General features: G+C 65.4%; 18 protein-coding genes. 14 read left to right on the forward strand and 4 right to left on the reverse strand.

All coding sequences use genetic code 11. The annotated features are described in order from the left end of the window. Positions 1 to 2: 2 nt before the first annotated feature. The 12 genes from P1U48_RS07540 to P1U48_RS07595 all read left to right on the forward strand — a co-directional run bounded on the left by P1U48_RS07540 (position 3) and on the right by P1U48_RS07595 (position 14989). Positions 3 to 1571 carry a di-heme oxidoredictase family protein gene (locus tag P1U48_RS07540; protein WP_301068334.1) on the forward strand — a complete coding sequence of 523 codons (1569 nt, stop codon included), beginning with the start codon at positions 3 to 5 and terminating at the stop codon, positions 1569 to 1571. Beyond that, positions 1568 to 2584, forward strand: coding sequence for an imelysin family protein (locus tag P1U48_RS07545; protein ID WP_301068335.1), 1017 nt, complete (start codon positions 1568 to 1570; stop codon positions 2582 to 2584). Before P1U48_RS07540 ends, P1U48_RS07545 begins: the two co-directional genes overlap by 4 nt. A gap of 1 nt (position 2585) precedes the next feature. Continuing rightward, positions 2586 to 3716, forward strand: a complete 1131-nt coding sequence (locus tag P1U48_RS07550; RefSeq protein WP_301068336.1) for a DUF1513 domain-containing protein — start codon at positions 2586 to 2588, stop codon at positions 3714 to 3716. 362 nt (positions 3717 to 4078) lie between these two features. Continuing rightward, complete coding sequence (mprF, locus tag P1U48_RS07555) at positions 4079 to 6676, forward strand: bifunctional lysylphosphatidylglycerol flippase/synthetase MprF (protein ID WP_301068337.1); 2598 nt, start codon at positions 4079 to 4081, stop codon at positions 6674 to 6676. 68 nt (positions 6677 to 6744) lie between these two features. After that, positions 6745 to 7389 carry a CerR family C-terminal domain-containing protein gene (locus P1U48_RS07560; RefSeq protein ID WP_301068338.1) on the forward strand — a complete coding sequence of 215 codons (645 nt, stop codon included), beginning with the start codon at positions 6745 to 6747 and terminating at the stop codon, positions 7387 to 7389. Beyond that, positions 7382 to 8332 (forward strand): HlyD family efflux transporter periplasmic adaptor subunit, encoded by a 951-nt coding sequence (locus tag P1U48_RS07565; RefSeq protein ID WP_301068339.1) that lies wholly within the window; start codon positions 7382 to 7384, stop codon positions 8330 to 8332. Before P1U48_RS07560 ends, P1U48_RS07565 begins: the two co-directional genes overlap by 8 nt. Further along, positions 8329 to 9306 carry an ABC transporter ATP-binding protein gene (locus P1U48_RS07570; protein WP_301068340.1) on the forward strand — a complete coding sequence of 326 codons (978 nt, stop codon included), beginning with the start codon at positions 8329 to 8331 and terminating at the stop codon, positions 9304 to 9306. The genes P1U48_RS07565 and P1U48_RS07570 overlap by 4 nt, the downstream gene beginning before the upstream one ends. Then, positions 9303 to 10439, forward strand: coding sequence for an ABC transporter permease (locus P1U48_RS07575; RefSeq protein ID WP_301068341.1), 1137 nt, complete (start codon positions 9303 to 9305; stop codon positions 10437 to 10439). Before P1U48_RS07570 ends, P1U48_RS07575 begins: the two co-directional genes overlap by 4 nt. A gap of 124 nt (positions 10440 to 10563) precedes the next feature. Beyond that, a complete protein-coding gene (locus P1U48_RS07580; protein WP_301068342.1) occupies positions 10564 to 11727 on the forward strand; it encodes an acyl-CoA dehydrogenase family protein in 1164 nt (387 codons plus the stop codon). Further along, positions 11727 to 12857, forward strand: coding sequence for a CaiB/BaiF CoA-transferase family protein (locus P1U48_RS07585; protein WP_301068343.1), 1131 nt, complete (start codon positions 11727 to 11729; stop codon positions 12855 to 12857). The genes P1U48_RS07580 and P1U48_RS07585 overlap by 1 nt, the downstream gene beginning before the upstream one ends. A gap of 45 nt (positions 12858 to 12902) precedes the next feature. Beyond that, positions 12903 to 13685, forward strand: a complete 783-nt coding sequence (locus P1U48_RS07590; protein ID WP_301068460.1) for a DeoR/GlpR family DNA-binding transcription regulator — start codon at positions 12903 to 12905, stop codon at positions 13683 to 13685. Between the two features lie 104 nt (positions 13686 to 13789). Then, positions 13790 to 14989, forward strand: a complete 1200-nt coding sequence (locus tag P1U48_RS07595) for a CoA transferase (protein WP_301068344.1) — start codon at positions 13790 to 13792, stop codon at positions 14987 to 14989. A gap of 42 nt (positions 14990 to 15031) precedes the next feature. Here the strand turns inward: P1U48_RS07595 and P1U48_RS07600 are convergent, their stop codons facing one another. Both P1U48_RS07600 and P1U48_RS07605 read right to left on the reverse strand, forming a co-directional pair. Then, positions 15032 to 15214 carry a hypothetical protein gene (locus tag P1U48_RS07600; RefSeq protein WP_301068345.1) on the reverse strand — a complete coding sequence of 61 codons (183 nt, stop codon included), beginning with the start codon at positions 15212 to 15214 and terminating at the stop codon, positions 15032 to 15034. A 127-nt stretch (positions 15215 to 15341) separates the two neighbouring features. Next, positions 15342 to 16256: a hydrogen peroxide-inducible genes activator gene (locus tag P1U48_RS07605; protein ID WP_301068346.1), complete on the reverse strand. Its 915-nt coding sequence runs from the start codon at positions 16254 to 16256 to the stop codon at positions 15342 to 15344. A gap of 140 nt (positions 16257 to 16396) precedes the next feature. On the opposite strand from P1U48_RS07605, the gene katG reads away from it, so the two are divergent. Continuing rightward, positions 16397 to 18592, forward strand: a complete 2196-nt coding sequence (katG, locus tag P1U48_RS07610) for a catalase/peroxidase HPI (RefSeq protein WP_301068347.1) — start codon at positions 16397 to 16399, stop codon at positions 18590 to 18592. 179 nt (positions 18593 to 18771) lie between these two features. Then, a complete protein-coding gene (locus P1U48_RS07615; RefSeq protein WP_301068348.1) occupies positions 18772 to 19965 on the forward strand; it encodes an acyl-CoA dehydrogenase family protein in 1194 nt (397 codons plus the stop codon). An 89-nt stretch (positions 19966 to 20054) separates the two neighbouring features. On the opposite strand, the gene P1U48_RS07620 is transcribed toward P1U48_RS07615, so the two are convergent. Both P1U48_RS07620 and P1U48_RS07625 read right to left on the reverse strand, forming a co-directional pair. Further along, positions 20055 to 21617: a CoA-binding protein gene (locus P1U48_RS07620; RefSeq protein WP_301068349.1), complete on the reverse strand. Its 1563-nt coding sequence runs from the start codon at positions 21615 to 21617 to the stop codon at positions 20055 to 20057. Between the two features lie 145 nt (positions 21618 to 21762). After that, entirely contained in the window at positions 21763 to 23145 is a 1383-nt protein-coding gene (locus P1U48_RS07625; protein ID WP_301068350.1) for an MmgE/PrpD family protein, read from the reverse strand. Positions 23146 to 23245: the final 100 nt, after the last annotated feature.

The following is a 23245-nucleotide window of genomic DNA, read 5'->3' on the forward strand; positions in this document are numbered from 1 at the left end:
CCATGCATCGAAACCGGACAACACCGCGCAACCTGTTGCTCGCCAGCTTGCTGGCGGGCTCGGTGGCCACGGCACAGGAGCGCCCCACAGCAATCGACTGGCCGCAGGGCGATCCGCATCTGTCGATCGTGCCGCGCACGGCGAAAGAGGCGGCGCGGATTGCCACGGTCACCGCCCTGACCAGTGACTTCTCGGCGCCGCAACGGTTCGAGGACCGCCCGGCCGGGGCGGCGACAGTGCGGGTCTGGCCCGATGACAATGCGTTTTCGCAACCCTCGGCCAATGTCAGCTTTGCCGATGAGCTGACCTTCAAGGTCGGCAATGGCCTGTTCCGCAAGGTCTGGGTGTCGGCGCCGTCCTCCACCCTGGCCTCTGACGGGCTTGGCCCGTTGTTCAACGCCCGGTCCTGTCAGCGCTGCCATATCAAGGACGGACGCGGCCATCCGCCCGAGGGGCCCGAGGACAACGCGATTTCGATGTTCCTGCGGATCTCGATCCCCAGCCCGGAAGGCGCGGAGGCTGACGCAGCCGCCATCGCCGCGATCAAAGGCTATCTGGCCACCCTGCCCGACCCGAATTACGGCACCCAGTTGCAGGATTTCGCCGCCCCCGGCCAGCCCGCCGAATACCGGCTTTCCATCACTTATGAGGAAGAACCGGTTCACCTCGCCGATGGCCGCGTCGTGTCGCTGCGCCATCCCAGCTATACCGCCGCCGACCTCGGCTATGGGCCGCTGCATCCTGACGCGATGCTGAGTCCGCGGGTCGCGCAACAGATGATCGGCCTTGGCCTGCTCGAGGCGATCCCCGCCGCCGATATCCTGGCCCTGGCCGATCCCGAGGACCGCGACGGCGACGGGATCAGCGGACGCCCGAATGTCGTCTGGTCGGCAGAGTTCAACCAGCCGATGCTGGGCCGCTTTGGCCTGAAGGCGGGCAAGCCGACGATCCGGGAACAATCCGCCGCTGCCTTTGCCGGTGATATCGGCATTTCCAACCCGCTGTTCCCGGCCCCTGCGGGGGATTGCACCTCGGCGCAAACTGCTTGCCTCAACGCGCCGCATGGCGATGGCGATGCGCGCGGCACCGAGATCGATATCGAGGGGCTGGACCTGGTAACCTTTTACAGCCGCAACCTGGCGGTGCCCGCACGGCGCGACGTCGGCAATCCAGAGGTTCTGCGCGGCAAGGCGCTGTTCTATGAAACCGGCTGCACGGCCTGTCACCGGCCCAGTTTCGTGACCCACCGGTTGACCGACCAGCCCGAGCAAAGCTTTCAGCTGATCTGGCCCTATACCGACATGCTGCTGCATGACATGGGCCCCGACCTGGCCGACAACCGCCCCGAGGCGCGGGCCAATGGCCAGGAATGGCGCACGCCGCCGCTCTGGGGTGTCGGGATGACCGAGCAGGTCAGCGGCCACAGCTATTTCCTGCATGACGGTCGCGCCCGCTCGTTGCTTGAGGCGGTGCTCTGGCATGGCGGCGAGGCCAGCGCCCAGCGCGCCCGCGTCGTCGAGATGAGCAAAGCCGACCGCAACGCCCTGATCGCATTTCTGGAGAGCCTATGAGACGGATTGCCCTGATCGTCACCCTTCTGAGCCTGCCGGCCAGACCAATCGCAGAACCGGCGCATCCGGCGGTTCAGGACATCCTGACCAGCCATATCTTGCCACGGATCGAGGCTCTGGCAGAACAAACGCAAGCCCTGGCCAAGGTCGCCGCCACCGAATGCGCGCCGGAATCGCAAGCGCTTCGCCGCGCTTTCGGCACCGCCTTTGACGCCTGGATCTCAACCAGCCACCTGCGGTTCGGCCCAAGTGAAACAGACGACCGCGCCTTTGCCCTGGCCTTCTGGCCCGACAGCCGTGGCGCGACGCCGCGCGCCCTGGCCGGGCTGATCGCCGCGCAAGACCCGATCGCCACATCGCCCACGCAGTATCGCGAGGTGTCGATCGCCGCGCGCGGTTTCTATGCGCTGGAGATCCTGCTCTATGACGACAGGCTGATGGGCGCAGGCGACGCCGCCTATCATTGCACCCTGGTCCAGACGATCAGCCGTGACATCGCCACCACCGCCACCGCGATCCGCGACGATTGGCAGGCCAGCTATGCCGATACGATGCGGAACCCGGGGCCAGAGGCGGTCTACCACAGCCCCGAGGAGGCCCTGCAAGAGCTGTTCAAGGCCCTGACCGCTGGCCTTGAATTCACCTCTGACTCGCGCCTTGGTCGCCCGCTCGGCAGCTATGACCGCCCGCGTCCAAACCGCGCCGAGGCGCGCCGGTCACAGCGCTCTGCCCGGCATGTCAGCCTCAGCCTGAGCGCGCTGAAGGATCTGGCCCTGCGTCTGGCCGCCCCCGAACCCGATCTCGCCGCCGACCTCGACAACCGCTTTGCTGCCGCCCTGGCACAGGTGGCGGCGCTGAACGATCCCGCCTTTGCCGGTGTTGCCGATCCGCTTTCCCGCATCCGGATCGAAAGCCTGCAGCAAACACTCATCGGCATCCGCGACACGGTCCGCACGCGGCTTGGCCCGACCCTCGGCGTCAGTGCCGGGTTCAATGCGCTGGATGGAGATTGAGATGAGCCCCCGAGCCTCCGGTCCCACTGCCAGCCCGACTGCCAACCCCAATACCGGCCACAACACCGGTCGTCGCCAGTTCCTTGGTGGCTTGCTGGCCGCCGGGCTGATCCCGCGGCCAAGCTGGGCCGATGTCGGGTCGCCAACCTTCCTTTCGGCCGCCGCCACCCGGGATGGTGCCCATATTCTGGCGGGGATTCGCGCCGATCTCGCCGTCGCCTTTCAGTTCCCGCTGCCCGCCCGCGGCCATGCCGCCGCCGCCCATCCGACCCGCCCCGAGGCCGTCGCCTTTGCCCGTCGGCCGGGCACCTATGCGGTGGTGATCGATTGCCGGTCCGGGGCCCAAAAGGCGGTGCTGCGCGCTCCCGAGGGACGCCATTTCTATGGCCACGGCGCCTTTTCGGCGGATGGCGATCTGCTGTTCACCACTGAGAACGAATGCGAGGCAGGTCAGGGTCGGATCGGTGTATGGGATGCCGCGCGGGGCTATGCCCGGGTCGATGACTGGGCCAGCGGCGGAGTCGGCCCGCATGACATCAAGCGGCTGCCCGATAGCGAGGTCCTGGTTGTCGCCAATGGCGGCATCGAAACCCACCCGGATTCGGGCCGAACCAAGCTCAACATTCCGACGATGCGCCCCAATCTCGCCTATCTGGAGCAGGGGCAGGTGCTGGAAACCGCCAGCCTGCCTGCGGCCTTGCACAAGAACTCGATCCGGCACCTGGCGCTTGGCTGCACTGGCGAGGTCGCCTTTGGAATGCAATGGCAGGGCGCGGGCGCGGTGTCGGGACTGGTCGGCAGCCATCGGCGTGGAGAGCCGATCACCCTCAGCCATTCGGACGCGGCGCATCTGCGCGACATGCAGGGCTATATCGGCAGCATCGCGGTGTCCTCGGACGGCGCGACCCTGGCAGTGACGTCGCCACGCGGCGGCAAGACCCAGATCTACGCGGCGGCAACCCTGGCGCTGCTTGAAACCCACGAAATCGCGGATGTCTGCGGGGTGGTACTGCAGGGCGACGGCTTTACCGTGACCTCGGGAACCGGCGAAATCCGGCATCTGGGGGGGCGACGCGGCGTTTCGGTGACCCATTCGAACCTGATGTGGGACAACCACCTGATCGCACTATAATCCAGTGCATTGACGTTGAAATTGCTGGGCCGAAGCCGGTGTTGTCGGTTCACGCGGCCCCATCAACTTTGACCGCCCCCCCCCGCAGCCGGGCGGGTATGGCGGGGCCGGGTGGCAAAGGCCATTTCACTGGTGCCGCCATTGGTGGTGTTCACCCACCGGTTCCACGACCTAGCAGGCCGCGACGAGCCACGGGGCCATACCGCCCTGCCCGCCACCGACCGCGCCCCACGCCATTGCGCATCGCAGCGGTGGCCAGCATTTCCGCACCGCGCCGGTATAGCGCGTTGGCTCACGCCCCGACCTGGGCTATGGCCAGAGGGGCGGATGCCGGTTACCAGAACGAGAAAGCGACTCGATCAATGCGTCAGGAACCCAAGACCGACGACCTGCCCCGTCAACCGGTGGCGGCGCTGCTGCGCCAACATGCGCCGCTGCTGGTCACCGGGCTGCTGTTCGTCGCCGGGATCTATGCGCTGTATCACCTGCTCGCACCGCTCGACATGCGGGTGGTGCTGGCGCAATTGCGTGCCACCCCGCCGCATCTGATCGCCGCCGCCCTGGCGGCCACTGCGGTCGGCTATGCCGCGCTGATCGGGTATGACTGGTCGGCACTGCGCTATATCGGCAAATCGGCACCGCCAGCCTCTGTCGCCCTGGGCGGCTTCCTTGGCTATGCCCTGGGCAATACCATCGGGCTGAGCGCGGTTTCCGGCGGCGCGGTGCGCTATCGGATCTATTCGGCACTTGGGCTTGATGCCTATGACGTCGCGGCGATTTCCACCTTTGCGGCGCTGTCCTACGGGATCGGCGCCACCTTGATCGGTTTGGGGGCCTTGGCGATTCACCCGGCGGCGCTGTCGGGATTCGTCGCAATCCCACCGGCGCATCTGCGGCTGCTGGCGCTGGCTGCGGTTCTGGCGCTGGTCCTGGTGATGGTGGTGATCGCCCACCGGGGCGGCGCCCTCCGCCTTGGCCGGTTCACCCTGACCGCGCCGGGTGGTGGCGACCTGCTGCGGCAATTGGCGATCACCTCGGTCGATATCTCGATGGCCGCCCTGGCCCTGCATCTGTTGCTGCCGACCGGGGCGATGCCGTTTGCCAATATGCTGGCGGTCTTTGCCATCGCGACCATGGTCGGGGTCGCCAGCCATGTGCCCGGCGGCATCGGGGTGTTCGAAAGTGTCGTTATCGCCGCCTTGCCCGCCACGGTGCCGGTGAATGACGCGGTGACGGCGCTGCTGCTGTTCCGTCTGATCTATTTCCTGCTGCCCTTCGTGCTGGCACTGCTGCTGTTGTCGCTGACCGAGGTCTGGGGCGCCGCCGGGCAGAAACTGCCAGCCCTTGGCCCGCTGATGCCGGTGGTCAAGGCCGGGCGGTCGCTGATCCCGATGGCCACCGGGGTGCTCGTGCTCGGCTCGGGCCTGGCGATGATGTTCGCCGGGCTGTTGCCCAATGCCAGGATCACCGCCGAAGAGATTGAGACATTGCTGCCGCTGACCATGGTCGAGGGCGGGCCGTTGCTGTCCTCGATCATCGGATCACTGATGGCGGTGCTGTCGGTGTCGGTGTTTCGCCGCTCGCATCTGGCGTTCTGGGGAGTCTTTGCGGTCCTGCTGAGCGGGATCGCGGTGGCGGCGCTGAAGACCCAAGACCTGGACCGGGTGCTGATCCTGAGTGTCATGGCGCTGATCCTCTGGCCCTGTCGGCGCGAATTCTATCGCCGTGCCCGGCTGTCGCAAGGGGTCATGTCGGTGCGCTGGATCGTCTTTACCCTGGCGACGCTGACCTCACTCGGGCTGACCTGGTATATGGTCCATGCCGACAGCGCCGCCCGCGATCTGACCTGGTGGCAGGTGGCCGGGGACGCCCCTGCCGTGGTCGCCTGGCGGGCGGCGCTGACCGCCGGGGTGATCCTCAGCGCCGCGTTGCTCTATTCCGGCTTTCGCGTCGCCCGCTTAGGCACCTCGACCCCGGATCCAGAGGCGCTTGCGAAAGCACAGGGGATCATTGCCGAGTTCGGCCAGGGGGGGGACGCCATCGCCCTGACTGGTGACAAGGCGCTGATGTTCGGCCCGGCAGGCCGTTCGGTCCTGTCCTATGGCGTCAAGGGCGGGTCCTGGATCGCCATGGGCGCGCCGGTCGGCAGCGAAGAAGATGTCGAGGATCTGGCCTGGGCGTTCCATGACGCCGCCCGCGCCGCCGGGGCACGGCCAGTGTTCTATGAAGCGCCGATGGGCTTTGCCGAACAGGCCATCGACATGGGGCTGACCCTGCACAAGATGGGCGAAGAGGCGGTGGTGCCATTGCTCAATTTCAGCCTCGACGGGCCCGAGCGCAAGAAGCTGCGCACCACCTGGAACCGGGCGCAGCGCGATGGGCTCAGCGTCGAGATCATGCCAGCGCCGCATGACCCGGCCCTGATCGACGCGCTGGCGGTGATTTCGCAGGGCTGGCTGATGCAGCACGCGGCGCGGGAGAAACGGTTTTCCGTGGGCCGTTTCGATCCGGCCTGGCTGAACCGCACCCGGATCGCGATAGTTCGGCTGAACGGCGAAATCTGCGCCTTTGCCAATCTGATGGAATCCGACCGCAGCGGCGCCGTCGATCTGATGCGTCATCGCCCCGACGCCCCGGCCGCGACCATGGAATTCCTGTTCACCGACCTGCTGTTGCAGCTCAAGGCCGAGGGCCGGCAGTTCTTCAGCCTTGGCATGGTGCCGTTTGCGGGTCTGCCGGGACGGCGCGGCGCAACGCTGTGGGCGCGGTTCGGCAACCTTGTCTATGCGCATGGCGACCGGTTCTACAGCTTTGACGGGCTGCGCCGGTTCAAGGCCAAATTCGATCCGATCTGGCAGCCGCGCTATTTTTGCTGCCGCTCGGCCCTGCCACCGGTCGGACCGCTGACCGATGCCGCCCGGCTGATCGCCGGATCGGCGCGCGGCATTGTCGGCAAATAGGCTGCGCGACACGGCGGGTGGATCTGATCACGCCTTGACTCAATCAAACGATTGATTAAAAATTTGCCATGACCACCACGCCGCAAAAACCCAAGACCGATGCCAGCCTGATCCAGGCCGGGCTACAGCTGTTCGGGCGCAAGGGCTTCGAGGGCACCTCGACCCGCGAGCTGGCCGCCCATGCGAACACCAATGTCGCCTCGATCGCCTATCATTTCGGTGGCAAGGCCGGGCTGCGCGCGGCCTGTGTCAAATCGGTGGCCGACCTGATCGCAGGATTGCTCGACGCCGAGAGCGCGCCGCAGCCACCCGCCACGGCCGAAGCGGCGCAAAATCAGATCGAACGGATGGTCGGAGCGCTGGTGCGGCTGGTTGTCGGCACCCCGCAGGCCCAGGATATGGTCACGTTCATGCTGCGCGAACTGACCGATCAGGGCGATGCTGTGGACGTGATCTATGCCGAATTTCTGGAACCGCGCCACCGGGCGATCTGCGACCTCTGGGCCAAGGCGACCGGCCGCGACCCCGAGGATGAGGCGGTCAAGCTGGCAATCTTCGCGATGATTGGCCAGATCCTCTATTTCCGGGTTGCCCAGCCGCTGGTGGCCCGGCGGATGGGCTGGGACGGCATCGGACCGGATGAAACCCGGCGGGTCGCGGATCTGGTCATCGCCAATCTGCGCGACACCCTTGAAAGGCACCGACATGATTGATCTCTGCAGCTTTGCTCTGGTGGCCAGCCTCTATGCCCCCTGCGCCCCAGCCGCGCCCTTTGCCACCGGCTATGTCGAGGGCGAATTCACCTTGGTCGCGCCGGTCGCGGTGGCCCAGGTCGCGACCGTGCTGGTGACCCGTGGCACCCGTGTCGAGGCCGGCACGGTGCTGGTCGAGATGGAGAAGCGCGACGCCGAAATCGCCCAGGCCGAGGCCGAGGCGGCGCTGGCCCAGGCCCTGACCCGGCTGGCGGATCTGCAGGAGGGCAAGCGCCCCGAAGAGATCGGAGTGATCGAGGCCAACCTCGCCTCGGCCCGGGCCCAGGCGACCGAGGCAGAGCGCACCCGCGACCGGGTGATCAGCCTGGCCAGCCGCGGCGCCGCCACCGTCGCCCAGCGCGATGACGCGATCACCGCCTTTGAAATCGCCTCGGCCAAGGTTGCCCAGGCCGAGGCCGAACTGGCCGTCGCCCGCCTGCCGGCCCGGGCGCAGGCCATCGCCGAGGCCGAAGCGGCGGTCAAGGGCGCCGAGGCCGGGCTTGCCCGCGCCACCTGGCATCTGGATCAGCGCAGCCTGAGCCTGTCCGAACCGGTCACCGTCTTTGACGTGATCCGCACCGAGGGCGAAATCGCCGGACCCTCGGCGCCGATCCTGTCGGTGCTCGGCGATGGCGCGGTCAAACTGCGGCTCTATGTGCCGGAAACCGCCTTTTCCGAAATCGCGGTGGGGGATCGGCTCCGCGTCAGCTGTGATGGTTGCGCAGCGGGGCTGACCGCCCGCATCACCTATATTTCGGATGCGCCGGAATTCACCCCGCCGGTGATCTACTCGCTGCAGAACCGGCAGAAGCTGGTCTATCTGATCGAGGCCCGCCCGGAAGCGAGCAGCGATCTGAAACCGGGCCAGATCGTCGATGTCGCCCTGCCCGGCAACCGGCCATGACCGCGCCCGGTCAGGCCTCTGATCCGGCCCCTGATCCGGCCTCTGCCCCGGCAGCGGAACCGGCGATTTCGGTGCGCGGCCTGACCAAACGCTTTGGCGACAAAACCGTGGTCGACGCGGTGACGCTGGATGTTGCGGCGGGCGAGATCATGGGCTTTCTCGGCCCCAACGGATCGGGCAAGACCACCACCATCCGGCTGATGTGCGGGCTTCTTGAACCCGATGCCGGTGAGGGGCGGGTTCTGGGTCATGACATCCGCAGCGACCGGCGCGCGATCAAGCGCGCAGTCGGCTATATGACCCAGCGATTTTCGTTTTACGAGGATCTGACCATTGCCGAAAACCTGCGCTTTGTCGCCGGGCTCTATGGCATGGCCTCACCGCGCCGGGTGGTCAGCGACACCCTCGCCGATCTCGGGCTGAGCAGCCGCAAGGATCAGCTGGCCGGGTCGCTGTCGGGGGGCTGGAAACAGCGGCTGGCGCTGGCCGCCTGCATCATGCACCGCCCCAAGCTGCTGATCCTCGATGAGCCGACCGCCGGGGTCGATCCCAAGGCGCGACGGGATTTCTGGGACGAGATTCATGCGCTGGCGCAGGACGGGCTGACGGTTCTGGTTTCAACCCATTACATGGACGAGGCCGAGCGCTGCCACCGCATCGCTTATATCTCCTATGGCAAGCTGGTCGCCCAGGGCACCACCCGGCAGGTGGTCCGCGACGCCGGGCTGACCACCCTGGTGCTGTCGGGCAAGGGCATCGCCCAGGTTGCCCGCGATCTGACCGGTGCCGAGGGCGTCGATCAGGTGGCACCCTTTGGACAGACCCTGCATGTGGTCGGACACGACGGCGCGGCACTGCGCAAGACCGTCAGCCGGGTCGCCAAGGCCGCCGGGGTCGAAATGGCCGCCGCCGACACCAGCCTTGAGGATGTGTTCATCCAGTTGATGGGCGAGTCACAGGACAATATGCAATGAGCCGGTTTCTGTCATTTGGCCGCCTGCGGGCGCTGCTGGTCAAGGAATCCATCCAGATGCGCCGCGACCGGCTAACCTTCGGGATGATGCTGGGCATCCCGCTGGTGCAGTTGATGCTGTTCGGCTTTGCCATCAACACCGACCCCAAGGAACTGCCCGCCGCGCTGGTCGCCCCGACCCAGGACCGGTTCACCCGGGCGATGGTCTCGGCGCTGGAGCTGACCGGCTATTACCGCTTCATCGCCCCCAATGCGACGGTCGGCGAGGCCGAGGCGATGATCGCCCGCGGCGATGCCGCCTTTGTGGTGACGGTGCCGTCGGATTTCGGCCGCCGCATTGAACGCAATGACAATGCCACCATCCTGATCGAGGCCGACGCCACCGATCCCGCCGTCGCCTCGGGCGCGATATCGACGCTGGGCACCGTTGCCGCCGAGGCGTTGGCGCGCGAGGCCGGGACCGCTATGGCCGGGGCAGACCGGGGGGGCGCCGGTGTCTCGATCGTCGTGCACCGCCGCTATAACCCCGAAGGGATCACCCAATACAATATCGTGCCCGGCCTGCTCGGGGTGATCCTGCAGCTGACCATGGTGATGATGACGGCAATGGCGCTGACCCGCGAAACCGAACGCGGCACCATGGAAAACCTGCTGTCGATGCCCGCCACCCCGCTGGAAATCATGCTGGGCAAGGTGCTGCCCTATCTGGCGGTCGGCGCGGTTCAGGTGGCGGTGGTGCTGGTCGCGGCGCGGGCGGTGTTCGGGGTGCCCTTTGTCGGCAGCCTGTCGCTGATCCTGGCCGGGGTGTTCGTGTTCGTGCTGGCGCTCGTCATCCTCGGCTATCTGATCTCGACGGTGTCGCGCACCCAGATGCAGGCAATGCAGCTGACCTTTTTCTTTTTCCTGCCCTCGCTGCTGTTGTCGGGATTCATGTTCCCTTACCGGGGCATGCCGATGTGGGCGCAATATCTGGGCGAAATCTTTCCGCTGACCCATTTCCTGCGGCTGATCCGCGCGGTGATGCTGAAAGGCGCCGACGCGCAATTCGTCTCTGGCGCCTTTCTGGCCCTGGGCGGGTTTGTTGTCCTGCTGTCGCTGCTGTCGCTGTTCCGGTTCCGCCGCACCCTCGACTAAACAACATAAACGTCTCAAAACTTCGGCTGGCGGTTGGCAATTTCCGTCGCGCCCAGATAGCTTGCGCGGCGAAACCAGCGCCGGGCGGTTCGCCGGGGCGCGCCACTGCCATCAGGAGGATGCGATGCAATCAACAATTGGGGCTGGATATGACGAGATCCGCGATGCTGTTCGCACCCTTTGCGCCGAATTTCCGGCCGAATATCACCGCAAGGTCGATGAGGAACGCGGCTATCCCGAGGCCTTTGTCGATGCGCTGACCCGCAATGGCTGGATGGCGGCACTGATTCCCGAAGCCTATGGCGGTTCTGGCCTCGGCCTTGCCGAAGCTTCGGTGATCATGGAAGAAATCAACCGCGCGGGCGGCAATTCCGGCGCCTGTCACGGCCAGATGTATAATATGAACACCCTGATGCAGCATGGCTCAGAGGCGCAGCGGCAGAAATACCTGCCCAAGATCGCCTCAGGCGAATTGCGCCTGCAAAGCATGGGCGTGACCGAACCGACCACCGGCACCGACACCACCAAGATCAAGACCACGGCGGTGAAAAAGGGCGACCGCTATGTGATCAACGGCCAGAAGGTCTGGATCAGCCGGGTGCAACATTCCGATCTGATGATCCTGCTGGCCCGCACCACGCCGCTGTCCGAAGTCAAAAAGAAATCCGAAGGGCTGTCGATCTTTCTGGTCGATATCAAGGAAGCCCGAGCCAAGGGCATGGAGGTCAAACCGATCCTCAACATGGTCAACCACGAGACCAATGAGCTGTTCTTTGACAATCTCGAAATTCCCGCCGAAAACCTGATCGGCGAAGAAGGCCAGGGCTTTAAATACATCCTCACCGGGCTGAATGCCGAACGGTCGCTGATCGCGGCGGAATGTATCGGCGACGGCTATTGGTTCATCGACAAGGTCAGCGCCTATGTGAAGGACCGCGAGGTATTCGGGCGGCCGATCGGGCAGAACCAGGGGGTGCAATTCCCGATTGCCGAAAGCTTTATCGAGGTCGAGGCCGCCAATCTGATGCGGTTCGAGGCCTGCCGCCTGTTCGATGCCGGTGAACCCTGCGGCGCCCAGGCCAATATGGCGAAATACCTGGCGGCCAAGGCCAGCTGGGAAGCGGCGAATGCCTGCCTGCAATTCCACGGCGGCTTTGGATTCGCTGCCGAATACGATGTCGAACGCAAATTCCGCGAAACCCGGCTGTATCAGGTGGCGCCAATCTCGACCAACCTGATCCTGTCCTATGTGGCCGAGCATATCCTCGGCCTGCCAAGGTCGTTCTGATGACGGCGCTGCCGCTGGCGGGGCTGACCGTCGTCGCTGTGGAGCAGGCGGTTGCGGCGCCGTTCTGCACCGCAAGGCTGGCCGATGCTGGCGCAAGGGTGATCAAGATCGAGCGCCCCGAGGGCGATTTTGCGCGCGGATATGACGCTGCCGTCAAGGGCCAGTCCAGCTATTTCGTCTGGCTCAACCGGGGCAAGGAATCGCATGTGCTCGACCTCGCATCAGAGGCGGGCAAGCGGGCGCTCGACGAACTGCTGGCCGGTGCCGATGTGCTGGTACAGAACCTCAAATCCGGGGCGCTTGACCGGCTCGGCTTTGGCCCGCAGCGGCTACGCACCCGCTATCCGCGCCTAATCCAATGCGCCATCACCGGCTATGGTGACAGCGGCCCCTATGCCAATCGCAAGGCCTATGACCTGCTGGTGCAGGCCGAAACCGGGCTGGCCTCGATCACCGGCGGGCCGGAGGAACCGGCGCGGGTCGGGATCTCGGTGGTCGATATCGCCACCGGTGCCACCGCCCATGCGGCGGTGCTTGAAGCGCTGATCGGGCGCGGCATCACCGGCGAAGGTGCCGATATCCGGATTTCGATGTTTGACGTGATGGCCGATTGGCTGACCGTGCCGCTGCTGAACCACGAGGCCGGGCGCAGCCCGACCCGGATCGGCCTGGCGCATCCGTCGATTGCCCCCTACGGGGTCTTTAGCGCGGCGGATGGTGGGCAAATCCTGATCTCGATCCAGAGCGAGCGGGAATGGGCGAAGTTCTGTGCCGAGTTCCTGCAGGACAAGAGCCCGATCAGCGACCCGCGCTTTGCCAGCAATGTCGCCCGGGTGCAGAATCGCGCGGAGACCGACGCGCTGGTCGGCGCCGCCTTTCTGCGCCACAGCACGGCGGCGGCGATTGATCTGCTGACCCGCGCCGATGTCGCCTTTGCCAGCGTCAATGACATGGAGGGTCTGGCCCGGCATCCGCATCTGCGCCGGGTCGAGGTCGCCACCCCGGCAGGACCGGTGCATTTCCCCGCCCCGGCGGCGATTTTCACCGATGCGCCGCGCGCCCTCGGCCCGGTGCCTGCCCTTGGGTCAGGCACGCAGGCAGCTTGTGATGCGCCGCCAAATAAACAATAATCGAGGCCTTCACCGCACCTCAGTGCCAGAACTTGGAACATTCAGCTGTCACAGGCGTTCAGACTGCCCGCGATTCTGGAAATCGCCCGCGCCGAAGGAAAAGTGACCGTCGAGGGCCTGGCCAGCCATTTCGGCGTCGCTGTCCAGACCATCCGCCGCGACCTGTCAGAGCTGGCCGAGAGCGGCCAGTTGAACCGCGTGCATGGCGGTGCCGTGCTGCCTGCGGGCCCCACCAATATGGGGTATACCGCGCGCACCAACCTGCATGCTGACGCGAAAAGATCCATTGCCCGTGCCTGCGCCGGCGAAATCCCGGACAGCGCCTCGCTGTTCCTGAACATCGGCACCTCGACCGAGGCGGTGGCGCGGGAATTGCTGAACCACCGCGATCTGCTGGTGGTCACCAACAATATCAACGTCGCCAATATCCTGGCCGGCAATCCGAATTGCGAGGTCATCGTCGCCGGCGGATCGCTGCGCCGGTCGGACGGCGGGCTGGTCGGGGTTCTGGCGATCCGCACCATCGAACAATTCAAGTTCGACTATGCCGTCATCGGCTGTTCGGCCCTGGACGAAGACGGCGATCTGATGGATTACGACCTGCAAGAGGTGGTGGTCAGCCAGACCATCATCCGTCAGTCCAAACGCGCCTTGCTGGTCGCCGATGCCTCGAAATTCCAGCGCAGCGCGCCGATGGTGATCGACTCGCTGGCCTCGATCGACACCCTGTTCACCGACCGTCCGGTGCCCGGGGCCCTGGTCGAAAGATGCGAGACCTGGGGCACCCAGTTGCAGATCTGCCCCCCTGAGGATGACGCCGCAACTTAGCCCGTCCCGCCGCGCCTCTCTGTTTGACATGACCACCAGTTCCTGACCAAGTTGCGCCCGGAAATGAGGCGAATCGCAACGATCCGCAGCAGAGGAGAGACGATTTGGGACCACTTCAAGGGCTGCGCGTGCTCGATCTGACATCGGTGTTGATGGGGCCCTATGCGACCCAGATTCTTGGCGATTTCGGCGCTGACATCATCAAGGTCGAGGCCCCCGAAGGCGATGTGACCCGCCAGATCGGGCCGACACGAAACGCCGGGATGGGGGCGGTGTTCCTGAACACCAACCGCTCCAAGGGCAGCGTGGCGCTGGATCTGAAAACCCCGGAAGGCCGGGATGTGGCGATCCGGCTGGCGCGGGATTGCGATGTGGTGGTGTCCAACATCCGGCCCCGGGCGATGGCACGGCTGGGCCTCTCATATGAGGCGCTGTCGGCCGAGAACCCCCGGCTGATCCATGCCGCTCTCGTCGGCTTTGACCAGCGCGGCCCCTATGCCGACCGTCCGGCCTATGACGACCTGATCCAGGGCGGATCGGGCATTGCCCACAGCTTTGTGCGTGCCGGTCAGCGCCCCTCCTATGTGCCGGCGGCGATTGCCGACCGGATCGTCGGCCTGGCGGCGGTCAATGCGATTCTGGCGGCGGTGGTGGAACGCGACCGCTCCGGCCTCGGTCAGCAAGTCGAGGTGCCGATGTTTGAAACCATGCTGGCGATGATCCTTGGCGATCACCTCGGCGGGCTGACCTATGATCCGCCGATGGATCAGGGTGGTTATGCCCGCCACCTGTCTCCCGACCGGCGCCCCTACCAGACCAGCGATGGCTATATCTGCGCGCTGATCTACAACGATGGCCATTGGAACCGGTTCTTTGCCGCGATTGGCCGCCCCGAGATGCCCGCCGCCGATCCGCGCTATGCGACCTTTGCCTCCAGAATGCAGAATATCGATGCGGTCTATGCCGAATTGGGCGAGATCCTGTTGACCCGCAGCACCGCCGACTGGCTGGCGCTGTTTGACGCCGCCGACGTGCCCGCCCTGCCGATGCACAGCTACGCCTCGGCGCTGGAAGACCCGCATCTGGTCGCCACCGGTTTCTTTGAGAATGTCGAGCACCCGAGCGAAGGGGCGATCCGCTCGATGGCGGTGCCGACGCGATTCTCACGCAGCCCTGCACAGCCGGAAAAACCAGCGCCGCGCCTCGGCGCGGACACTGCCAGGGTGCTGGGGGAGGCCGGGTTCAGCGCCGATGAAATCGCGGCACTGGCGCAGTCCGGGGCCTTTGGACGGCCACAGAAATAGCGCAGGACAATAGCGCCGGACCGGTCCGCCAGCGAAAGCGGATCACCCCCGGCGCAGCCGGTTCAGCACGATCCGCAACGGCAACTTGGCCAGCGATTGGCCAGCACAGTTCGGCGGGTCGATGCCGAACCACAGGTGCCGGGTCGGACTGCGGTCGGGGTCAGACTCTTGCGGAATGTCAAACACCGCCTCGTCGAAATTCGCCGACAAGAAGCTCAGAGCCACCGCCAGCCCTTAGGAATGGTGGTGCCGCCGATCTCGACCGGCCTTGTGACGCTGCGCACCAGCGCCTGACTGGGCGCGCAATAGCTGGCATTCCTCAATCGTGCTGCGCCGCGCCTCGGTGACGGTCTCAACCTGCAGGTCGACCGTCCTCAGGGGCGCCCGCCGCCCGCCGCACCAACGCGGCAAGCTCGTGCATCTGCGCGGTCAGCGGGCTGCGGCGGCGCCAGACCATGCCGATCCGGCGCCCCGGCTGTGCCCCGGCAAAGCGGGCGATGCTGACGGCGGTGTGACGCGTTTCCACCGGGATCGCCATTTCCGGGATCAGGGTCATCCCCAGCCCGGCGGCCACCATCTGCACCAATGTCGCCAGCGAGGTGCCGTCCAGCCCATCGCGCTGCGCGCCTGGATTGGTGCCGCAATAGGCCAGCGCCTGATCGCGAAAACAATGACCCTCTTCCAGCAGCAACAGCTTTTCCTGCGCCAGCGCCTCGCGGTCGGGCACCGGCTTGGCGGCCTCGGCAGCGGCGCGGATCAACACGAAGGATTCCGAAAACAGCGTCACCTCGGTCAGCGTCGGTTCATCAACCGGCAGCGCCACGATCGCCGCATCCAGACGCCCGGTGCTCAATTCCTCGATCAGCCTTGCGGTGACGGTCTCACGCAAATGCAGGTCGAGCCCCGGATGCGCCTGCCTGAGATTGCCGACCAGACGCGGCAGCAGATAGGGGGCAATGGTCGGGATCACCCCCAGGTTCAGCCGCCCGGCCAGCCCCGGCCCCTGGGCGCGGGCCAGATCCTCGAGATCCGCGACCGCACGCAGGATGTCGCGCGCCCGCAGGACGAAATCCTGTCCGAAACGGGTCAGCCGCAGCCCCCGGCCGCCACGTTCAAACAGCGCATGGCCCAGCGTCGCCTCAAGATCACGAATCTGCATCGACAACGCAGGCTGTGAGATCGCACAGACCTCGGCGGCGCGGGTGAAATGGCCCTGGGTCGCCAGCGCATCGAAGTAGCGAAGCTGTTTGAATGTCACATTTAGCATAAGAATTTCTTATATCCGTAATCAGGAGATGCAACTTAAACCCTCACCGCGAAGCCCCTATATCAGGGCGATACCGCAGCCGGTCCAACCGGCCGCAGCAGGCGCAGCTTGCGCAACCGCAGATTCAGGGAGAACCAGACATGGACGGAAACGACTCAGCCAACGCAGGCAAATGCCCGGTGATGCACGCCACCTCGGGCGCGCGGTCGAACCGCGATTGGTGGCCGAACCAGTTGAACCTCGGGATGCTGCATCAGAACCCGCCCGCCGGTGATCCGATGGGCGATGATTTCGACTATGCCAAGGCCTTTGAACAGCTCGACCTCGACGCGGTCAAGGCCGACCTGATCGCGCTGATGACCGACAGTCAGGATTGGTGGCCCGCCGATTACGGCCATTACGGGCCGCTGTTCATCCGCATGGCCTGGCACAGCGCTGGCACCTATCGTTCAGGCGACGGGCGCGGCGGCGCCACCTCCGGTTCGCAACGCTTTGCACCGCTGAACTCCTGGCCCGACAACGTCAACCTGGACAAGGCCCGGCGCCTGCTCTGGCCGATCAAGAAGAAATACGGCAAATCGCTGTCCTGGGCCGACCTGATGATCCTGGCCGGCAATTGCGCCATCGAATCGATGGGGCTGAAGCCGTTCGGCTTTGGCGGCGGGCGCAAAGATATCTGGGAACCCGAACAAGACATCTATTGGGGCAATGAAACCGAATGGCTGGCCGATGGCCGCTATAGTGGTGAGCGCGAACTGGAAAACCCGCTGGCGGCGGTGCAGATGGGCCTGATCTATGTGAACCCGGAGGGGCCGAACGGCAATCCCGACCCGGTCGCCTCGGGGCGCGATGTGCGCGAAACCTTTGCCCGGATGGCGATGAACGACGAGGAAACCGTCGCCCTGACCGCCGGCGGCCACACCTTTGGCAAGGCCCATGGCGCCGGTGACGCGGCGCTGGTCGGACCGGAGCCCGAGGCGGCACCGCTTGAGGAAATGGGCCTGGGCTGGCGGTCCGCCTATGGCAGCGGCGTCGCGGGCGACGCCATCGGCAGCGGCGTCGAAGGCGCCTGGAAACCCAACCCGACCACCTGGGACATGGGGTATCTCAAGGTTCTGTTCAAATACGAATGGGAATTGGTGAAAAGCCCGGCGGGCGCACAGCAATGGGCGGCCAAGGATGTCGACGACGAGGACATGGTTATCGACGCTTTCGATCCGTCCAAGAAACACCGGCCTATGATGACCACCGCCGACATGTCGATGCGTTATGATCCGATCTATGGCCCGATTGCCAAGCGGTACCTGGAAAACCCGGATGAATTCGCCGATGCCTTTGCCCGCGCCTGGTTCAAACTGACCCACCGCGACATGGGCCCCAAGGCCTGCTACCACGGCCCCGATGTGCCGCAGGAGGACCTGATCTGGCAGGATCCGATCCCCGCCGTCGACCATCCGCTGATCGATGCCGCCGATATCGCGGCACTGAAGGCGAGGATCCTCGACACTGGGCTCACGGTGGCCGAACTGACCTATACCGCCTGGTCCTCGGCCGCGACCTTCCGCGGCTCGGACAAACGCGGTGGCGCCAATGGCGCGCGCATCCGGCTGGCCCCGCAAAGTGGCTGGGAGGTGAACCAGCCCGATCAGCTGGCCCGGGTTCTGGCCAAGCTGACCGAGGTGCAGAGCACCTTCAACGCAGCCCAGAGTGGCGGCAAGAAGGTCTCGCTGGCTGATCTGATCGTGCTCGGCGGCGGTGCGGCCATCGAGGCGGCGGCCAAGGCAGCCGGCAGCTTTATCGAGGTCCCGTTCACCCCCGGGCGGATGGATGCCAGCGCCGAACAGACCGACGCAGAGTCCTTTGATCCGCTGGAGCCTGAGGCCGACGGCTTCCGCAATTACACCAGGGCAGCCTATACCGTCCCCGCGGAACAGATGCTGATCGACCGGGCGCAATTGCTGGGCCTCACCGCGCCGGAAATGTCGGTGCTGGTCGGCGGTATGCGGGCAATGGGCGCGACCTATGGCAACACCACGCATGGCGTGCTCACCGACCGGCCCGGCGTCCTGACCAACGATTTCTTTGTCAATCTGGTCGATATGGGCACTGAATGGAAAGCCACCGACGACAGCGCCACGCTGTTCGAGGGGCGTGACCGCGACAGCGGCGCGCTGAAATGGACCGGCACCCGTGTCGATCTGGTGTTCGGATCCAACTCGCAATTGCGCGCCCTGTCCGAGGCCTATGCCAGCGACGATGCCAGTGCGAAATTCGTTCAGGATTTCGTCAAGGCCTGGGTCAAGGTAATGCAAGCCGACCGCTTCGACCTCGCCTGATCTGACAAGACCTCTGCTGGACGCGGCCCCTCGCAGGCCGCGTCCGCCCCCGGCCCTTGGCCACCCCTCCCCACTTTGCCGCATATCGAGCAGCCGCGCGCCCGGCATTGACTCCGGGCAAATCAATGGTCACACCATTGAGCAACGCCGTCACGCGGCCGGACTCGGAGAGGATGAAAATGATCGACGACACAGCAGAAAAAACCGCCAAAAGTTTTGGCGCATGGGCGATGCCCGACGAATATCGCGAATTGCAGGCCACCGTGCGCCGCTTTGTGCAGAGCGACATCAAAGCGGTCGAAGACACGCTGCCGCATGACGCCACCTATTGCCCGTCCGACAAGTTGAAGCCGTTGCAGGACAAGGCCAAATCGCTGGGCCTGTGGTGCGTGCGCACCCCCGCCGAATTCGGAGGTGCCGGGCTGAACCTGCTGGGACAGGCGGTCTTTGCCGAAGAGGCCAAGCAAGTGCGTATGGGCCTCTATAACCCGGCGATGGGGGCCTTCGGCATCGACCCGCCCAATGTGATCTGGGAGGGCAACCGCCAGCAGATCGAGAAATACGGCCTGCCGGGTGTGGACAAGGGCAGCAAGTGTTTCGTCGCGATTTCGGAAAGCTCGGGCGGGGCCGATCCGGGGCGGGCGATTCAGCTCAAGGCCGAACAGGTTGGCAATAAATACATTCTCAACGGCTCCAAGATGTGGATCACCGGCGCCGACAAGGCCGATTGGGGCATCGTTTATGCCCGCACCGGCGGACGTGGTCGCTCTGGCATCACCTCGTTCATCGTCGACCGCGACACCCCCGGCCTGACGGTCAAGGAAATCCCGGTCATTCGCGCCTATTCGCCGTTCGAGCTGCATTTCGACAATGTCGAAATTCCCATCGAGAACCGGTTGGGCGAAGAGGGTCAGGGTTTTGCCCTGGCCGAGAAATGGCTGGTGGACAACCGCATTTCCTATTCCGCCGGGACCCTCGGGGTGGCCAGCGCCGCGCTCGACATCGCCATCGCCTGGGCCAAGGAACGCGAGACCTTTGGCTCTAAACTGGCTGACAAACAGGCGGTGCAATGGATGCTCGCCGACAGCGATATGGAGCTGCGCGCGGCCCGGCTGATCGTCTATGACGCCGCCTGGAAAGGCGATCTGGGCGAGGATTTCAAACTTGAAGCCTCGATCGCCAAGGTCACCGCAACCGAAACCGCCGGCCGCATCGTCGACCGGGCAATCCAGATCATGGGCGGGCTCGGCCTGTCCAAGGAATTGCCACTCGAACGCTGGTATCGCGAATTGCGCATTCACCGCATTGGCGAAGGCCCCTCCGAGGTGCATCGCATGGTGGTGGCGCGCAACCTGCTCAGCGGTCGCCGCTGACTCTGTCGGCCCGGCGCCGCAGCCGGGCTGACCCAGATGCGCGGTCAGGTTCAGGATCAACCGACAGAGCGCCTGACGTTCGGCCTCGGTCAGCGGCTGCAACAGGTTTCCTGATGCGTCTTCATGCTGCGTTCCGAGACGATGGTTTCGCCGCGCCCTGCAGCCTCCAGGAGCGCCGCGCGCACCTCGGGCAGGGAATTGCCGTTGACCACCTCCAGCTGCGCCGGGCCGCCAGTGTTCCAGACCCGGCACCAGGCATCCAGCGCCGCAACCCCGGCGGCGGCCTGATGCGGCATCGGGAAATAGGGCAGGTTGTAAGCGTCAAGCAGGGCGTAATCGCCTTTGTCGAAACTGCCGCCCGGCCAGCAGGCGATCACGATCTCATCCCGCTCGCGCGCGATCCGGCCCAGATCGTCGAGCGGCCCCTTATAGCTCTGTGCCACGGTCAGCGACGGGATCACCACCTGGACATCGTCAAAGCCTGCAAAAATCTCGGTGCAGCGGCCCCAAAAGGCATCACCGCCCACCACCTGCGCAGTGGTGTCCAGCGGGTTCTGCGCCCTGAGCGGAAAGTCCACCGCCTCGGAAAACAGCGCATCGGCACCTGCCGGCGGCGTCGGAAAGGTCAGCCCGGCAAAGGTGCCATGGTCGGCCATCAGCCCGACATGCCCGCCTGACAGACAGAACGAGGCGCAATGGGCACCGGGATTGCTGTAGCTGGCCAGCTTGCCCGCCCGACGCAACCGCGCGAACATCGAGGACAGCCGGAACAGATCGTCGATATCCTTGGCCAGCGCCACGCCATAGCGACGCGCCACCATGTCAAAGAGGTCCGAAGATCCTGCCAGCGCCCCGGTGTGGCTCTGCGCCATCACCTTGCCCAGCGACGAGCGCCCGGTTTTCAGAATCGTCACCGGCTTGCCGACCCGACCAGCCCGGTCGAGGAAGGCCAGAAACGCCGCCGGATTGCGCACCGCCTCGATCACCAGCGCGATGGAATTGGTGTGCGGGTCATCAATCAGCGCCTCGGCACATTCGATCGCGTCGAGATCGGCCTCGTTCCCGGTGGAAATCATATGCGAGAACCCGACGCCCTCGGTCAGCCCGCAATAGATGATCGAGGCAAAGGCCAGCCCGCCGCTCTGCGAGGACACGCCGACATCGCCCGCCGGAATATCGGGCCATTCCATCGCCGCCGCCGCCGCCGCGCCGATATGGTCATGGAAATTGGCAAAGCCGATGCAATTCGGCCCCAGCACCCGGATGCCCAGCCCGCGCGCCTTGTCGGCCATCGCCTGTTGCAGCGCGATGCCTTCGGCTTCGCCGGTTTCGGCAAAGCCCGCGGCACCGCAGAACATCAGCTTGACCCCCTTGCTCGCCAGCCCGTCGAGCGTATCCAGCACGTTGCCCGGCCCCAGCCCGTAGATCACACAATCAACGCTGTCGGGCAGGTCCTGCACCGATGGATAACAGCGCTGCCCGGCGATCTCTTCGCGGTTCGGATTGACCGGATAGATCGCGCCGGGGAACCCATGCCGCAGCAGCGACGGCACGATCCGCCCGGTGAACCGGGTCGGGTTCGACGAGGCGCCAACCACGGCAATCGAACGCGGGGTGAACAGCGACATGTCGATGCCACGGGCCTGGGTCATTTCAGGGGCTCCTGATTGGATCAATGATTGGATCTGGCCCGGGGCGCCGGGACAAAGAAGCCCTGCCAGGGTCTGATATCCCCGGCAGGGCAGTCACCGGAACACCAACTGAGGTGCCCCGACGGGAGAAACAGTTTGCCGCCGCTCACGCGGGTTCCGGCACCGCTTGCGCCTGGGCCAGGATCGCGGCGATCCCGGGAGCCGCATCCAGCGCCATCAGCGCGTCATAGAGGCGGCGCGCCCGGGCCTCGGCCCAGCCTGCGGCGGCGGCACAATCGGCGAATTTGGTCCAGAGTTCGGACGGGCCCAGCGGCAGGTCGGCATGGCCGGTGGCGCGGGTGACGGGAAGGCCTTCGATCACGGAACCATCGTTGAGGGTGACAGTGACCCGGTCGGCACGGTTGTAGCCCGGCAGATCCGGGTCGTAGTCGACCGAGGCGGTGACACTCACCTTGGCCATCAGCGCCTGCACATCGGCACGTTGCACAAACGCGTCGGTCAGCTCGGCCAGCCCGACCTTGCCTGCCAGCACCCCGGCGGCCATGTCGAATTGCATGGAAAACTTGGCCTCCAGCCCGGTCTGCGGGCGGGCATTGCGCAGGGTCATCGCGTGCAGATCCGAGGTGAAGGTATCGATGCTGGCGATCTGGGCCGGATCAATGCTGTGATCGCGCATGATCTGCAGGATCGCGTCGGTGGCCCGGTGGCCGCAATAACAGACCGGGTATTTCTTGACAGAAATCCCGTAGCGGCGCATCCGCCAGTCGCGTCCCAGATGATCCGCAGGCGTGCTGCGGTCTACGTCGTTTTCCGGCGAAATCGCCTTGAGGAAGCCCTGATCGTGTTCGATCGCATCCGGGCTGCCGGTCATCCCGGCCTCGGCCAGCCGCGCCGACAGCACCCCGGAGGCGGCGGAACGCCCGGCATGGAACGGCTTGGTCATGGTGCCGAAATTGGCCAGCAGGCCACCCGCCTGACTGGCGCCGATGGCAATGGCATGGGTGGCGCGTTCGGCGTCCAGCCCGCGCAGCACCGCACAGGCGGCAGCGGCGGAAATCGCACCCAGAACCCCGGTCGGGTGCCAACCCTTGTGCTGGATTTGCCCGGCATCGCGATAGGCCAGATCGGCCCAGATTTCATAGCCCGCCATATAGGCGGCGATCATCTGTGCACCGGTTGAGCCCAGCGCCTCGGCCTCGGCAAAGATCGCGGGCACCAGCACCGTCGAGGTGTGACCACGCATGGTGACATCGTCGTAATCCAGCGCATGGGTGGCGGCGCCATTGATGAACGCCGCGTCAAAGGCCCCGCGTTTTTCCGTGCCCATCAGGATGGTCGATTCAGGGCCACCCTTGGGCAGGACATCCCGCAATTTTTGGGTGATCGGTTCGTCAATGCCCGCCAGCATCACGCCCACCGCATCGGCGATCCCGGTCTTGATCAGCGCCGTGCAATCGTCCGGCACCAGGATCGCCCCCGACGCCAGCCCGGCCACGAAAGTACCGTATTGAACCGTCAGTCCAGTCATCGTGCTGCCCCTCCACGGCAGTGTCATCCGGCTCGTTGCTATTCGCATTGCGAATAAGGTATACGCAATTAGCCTAGGCTCTGGAGACCGCTGTTGTAAA

It is taken from the genome of Pseudooceanicola sp. (genome assembly GCF_029213205.1).
Taxonomy (GTDB): Bacteria; Pseudomonadota; Alphaproteobacteria; order Rhodobacterales; family Rhodobacteraceae; genus Pseudooceanicola.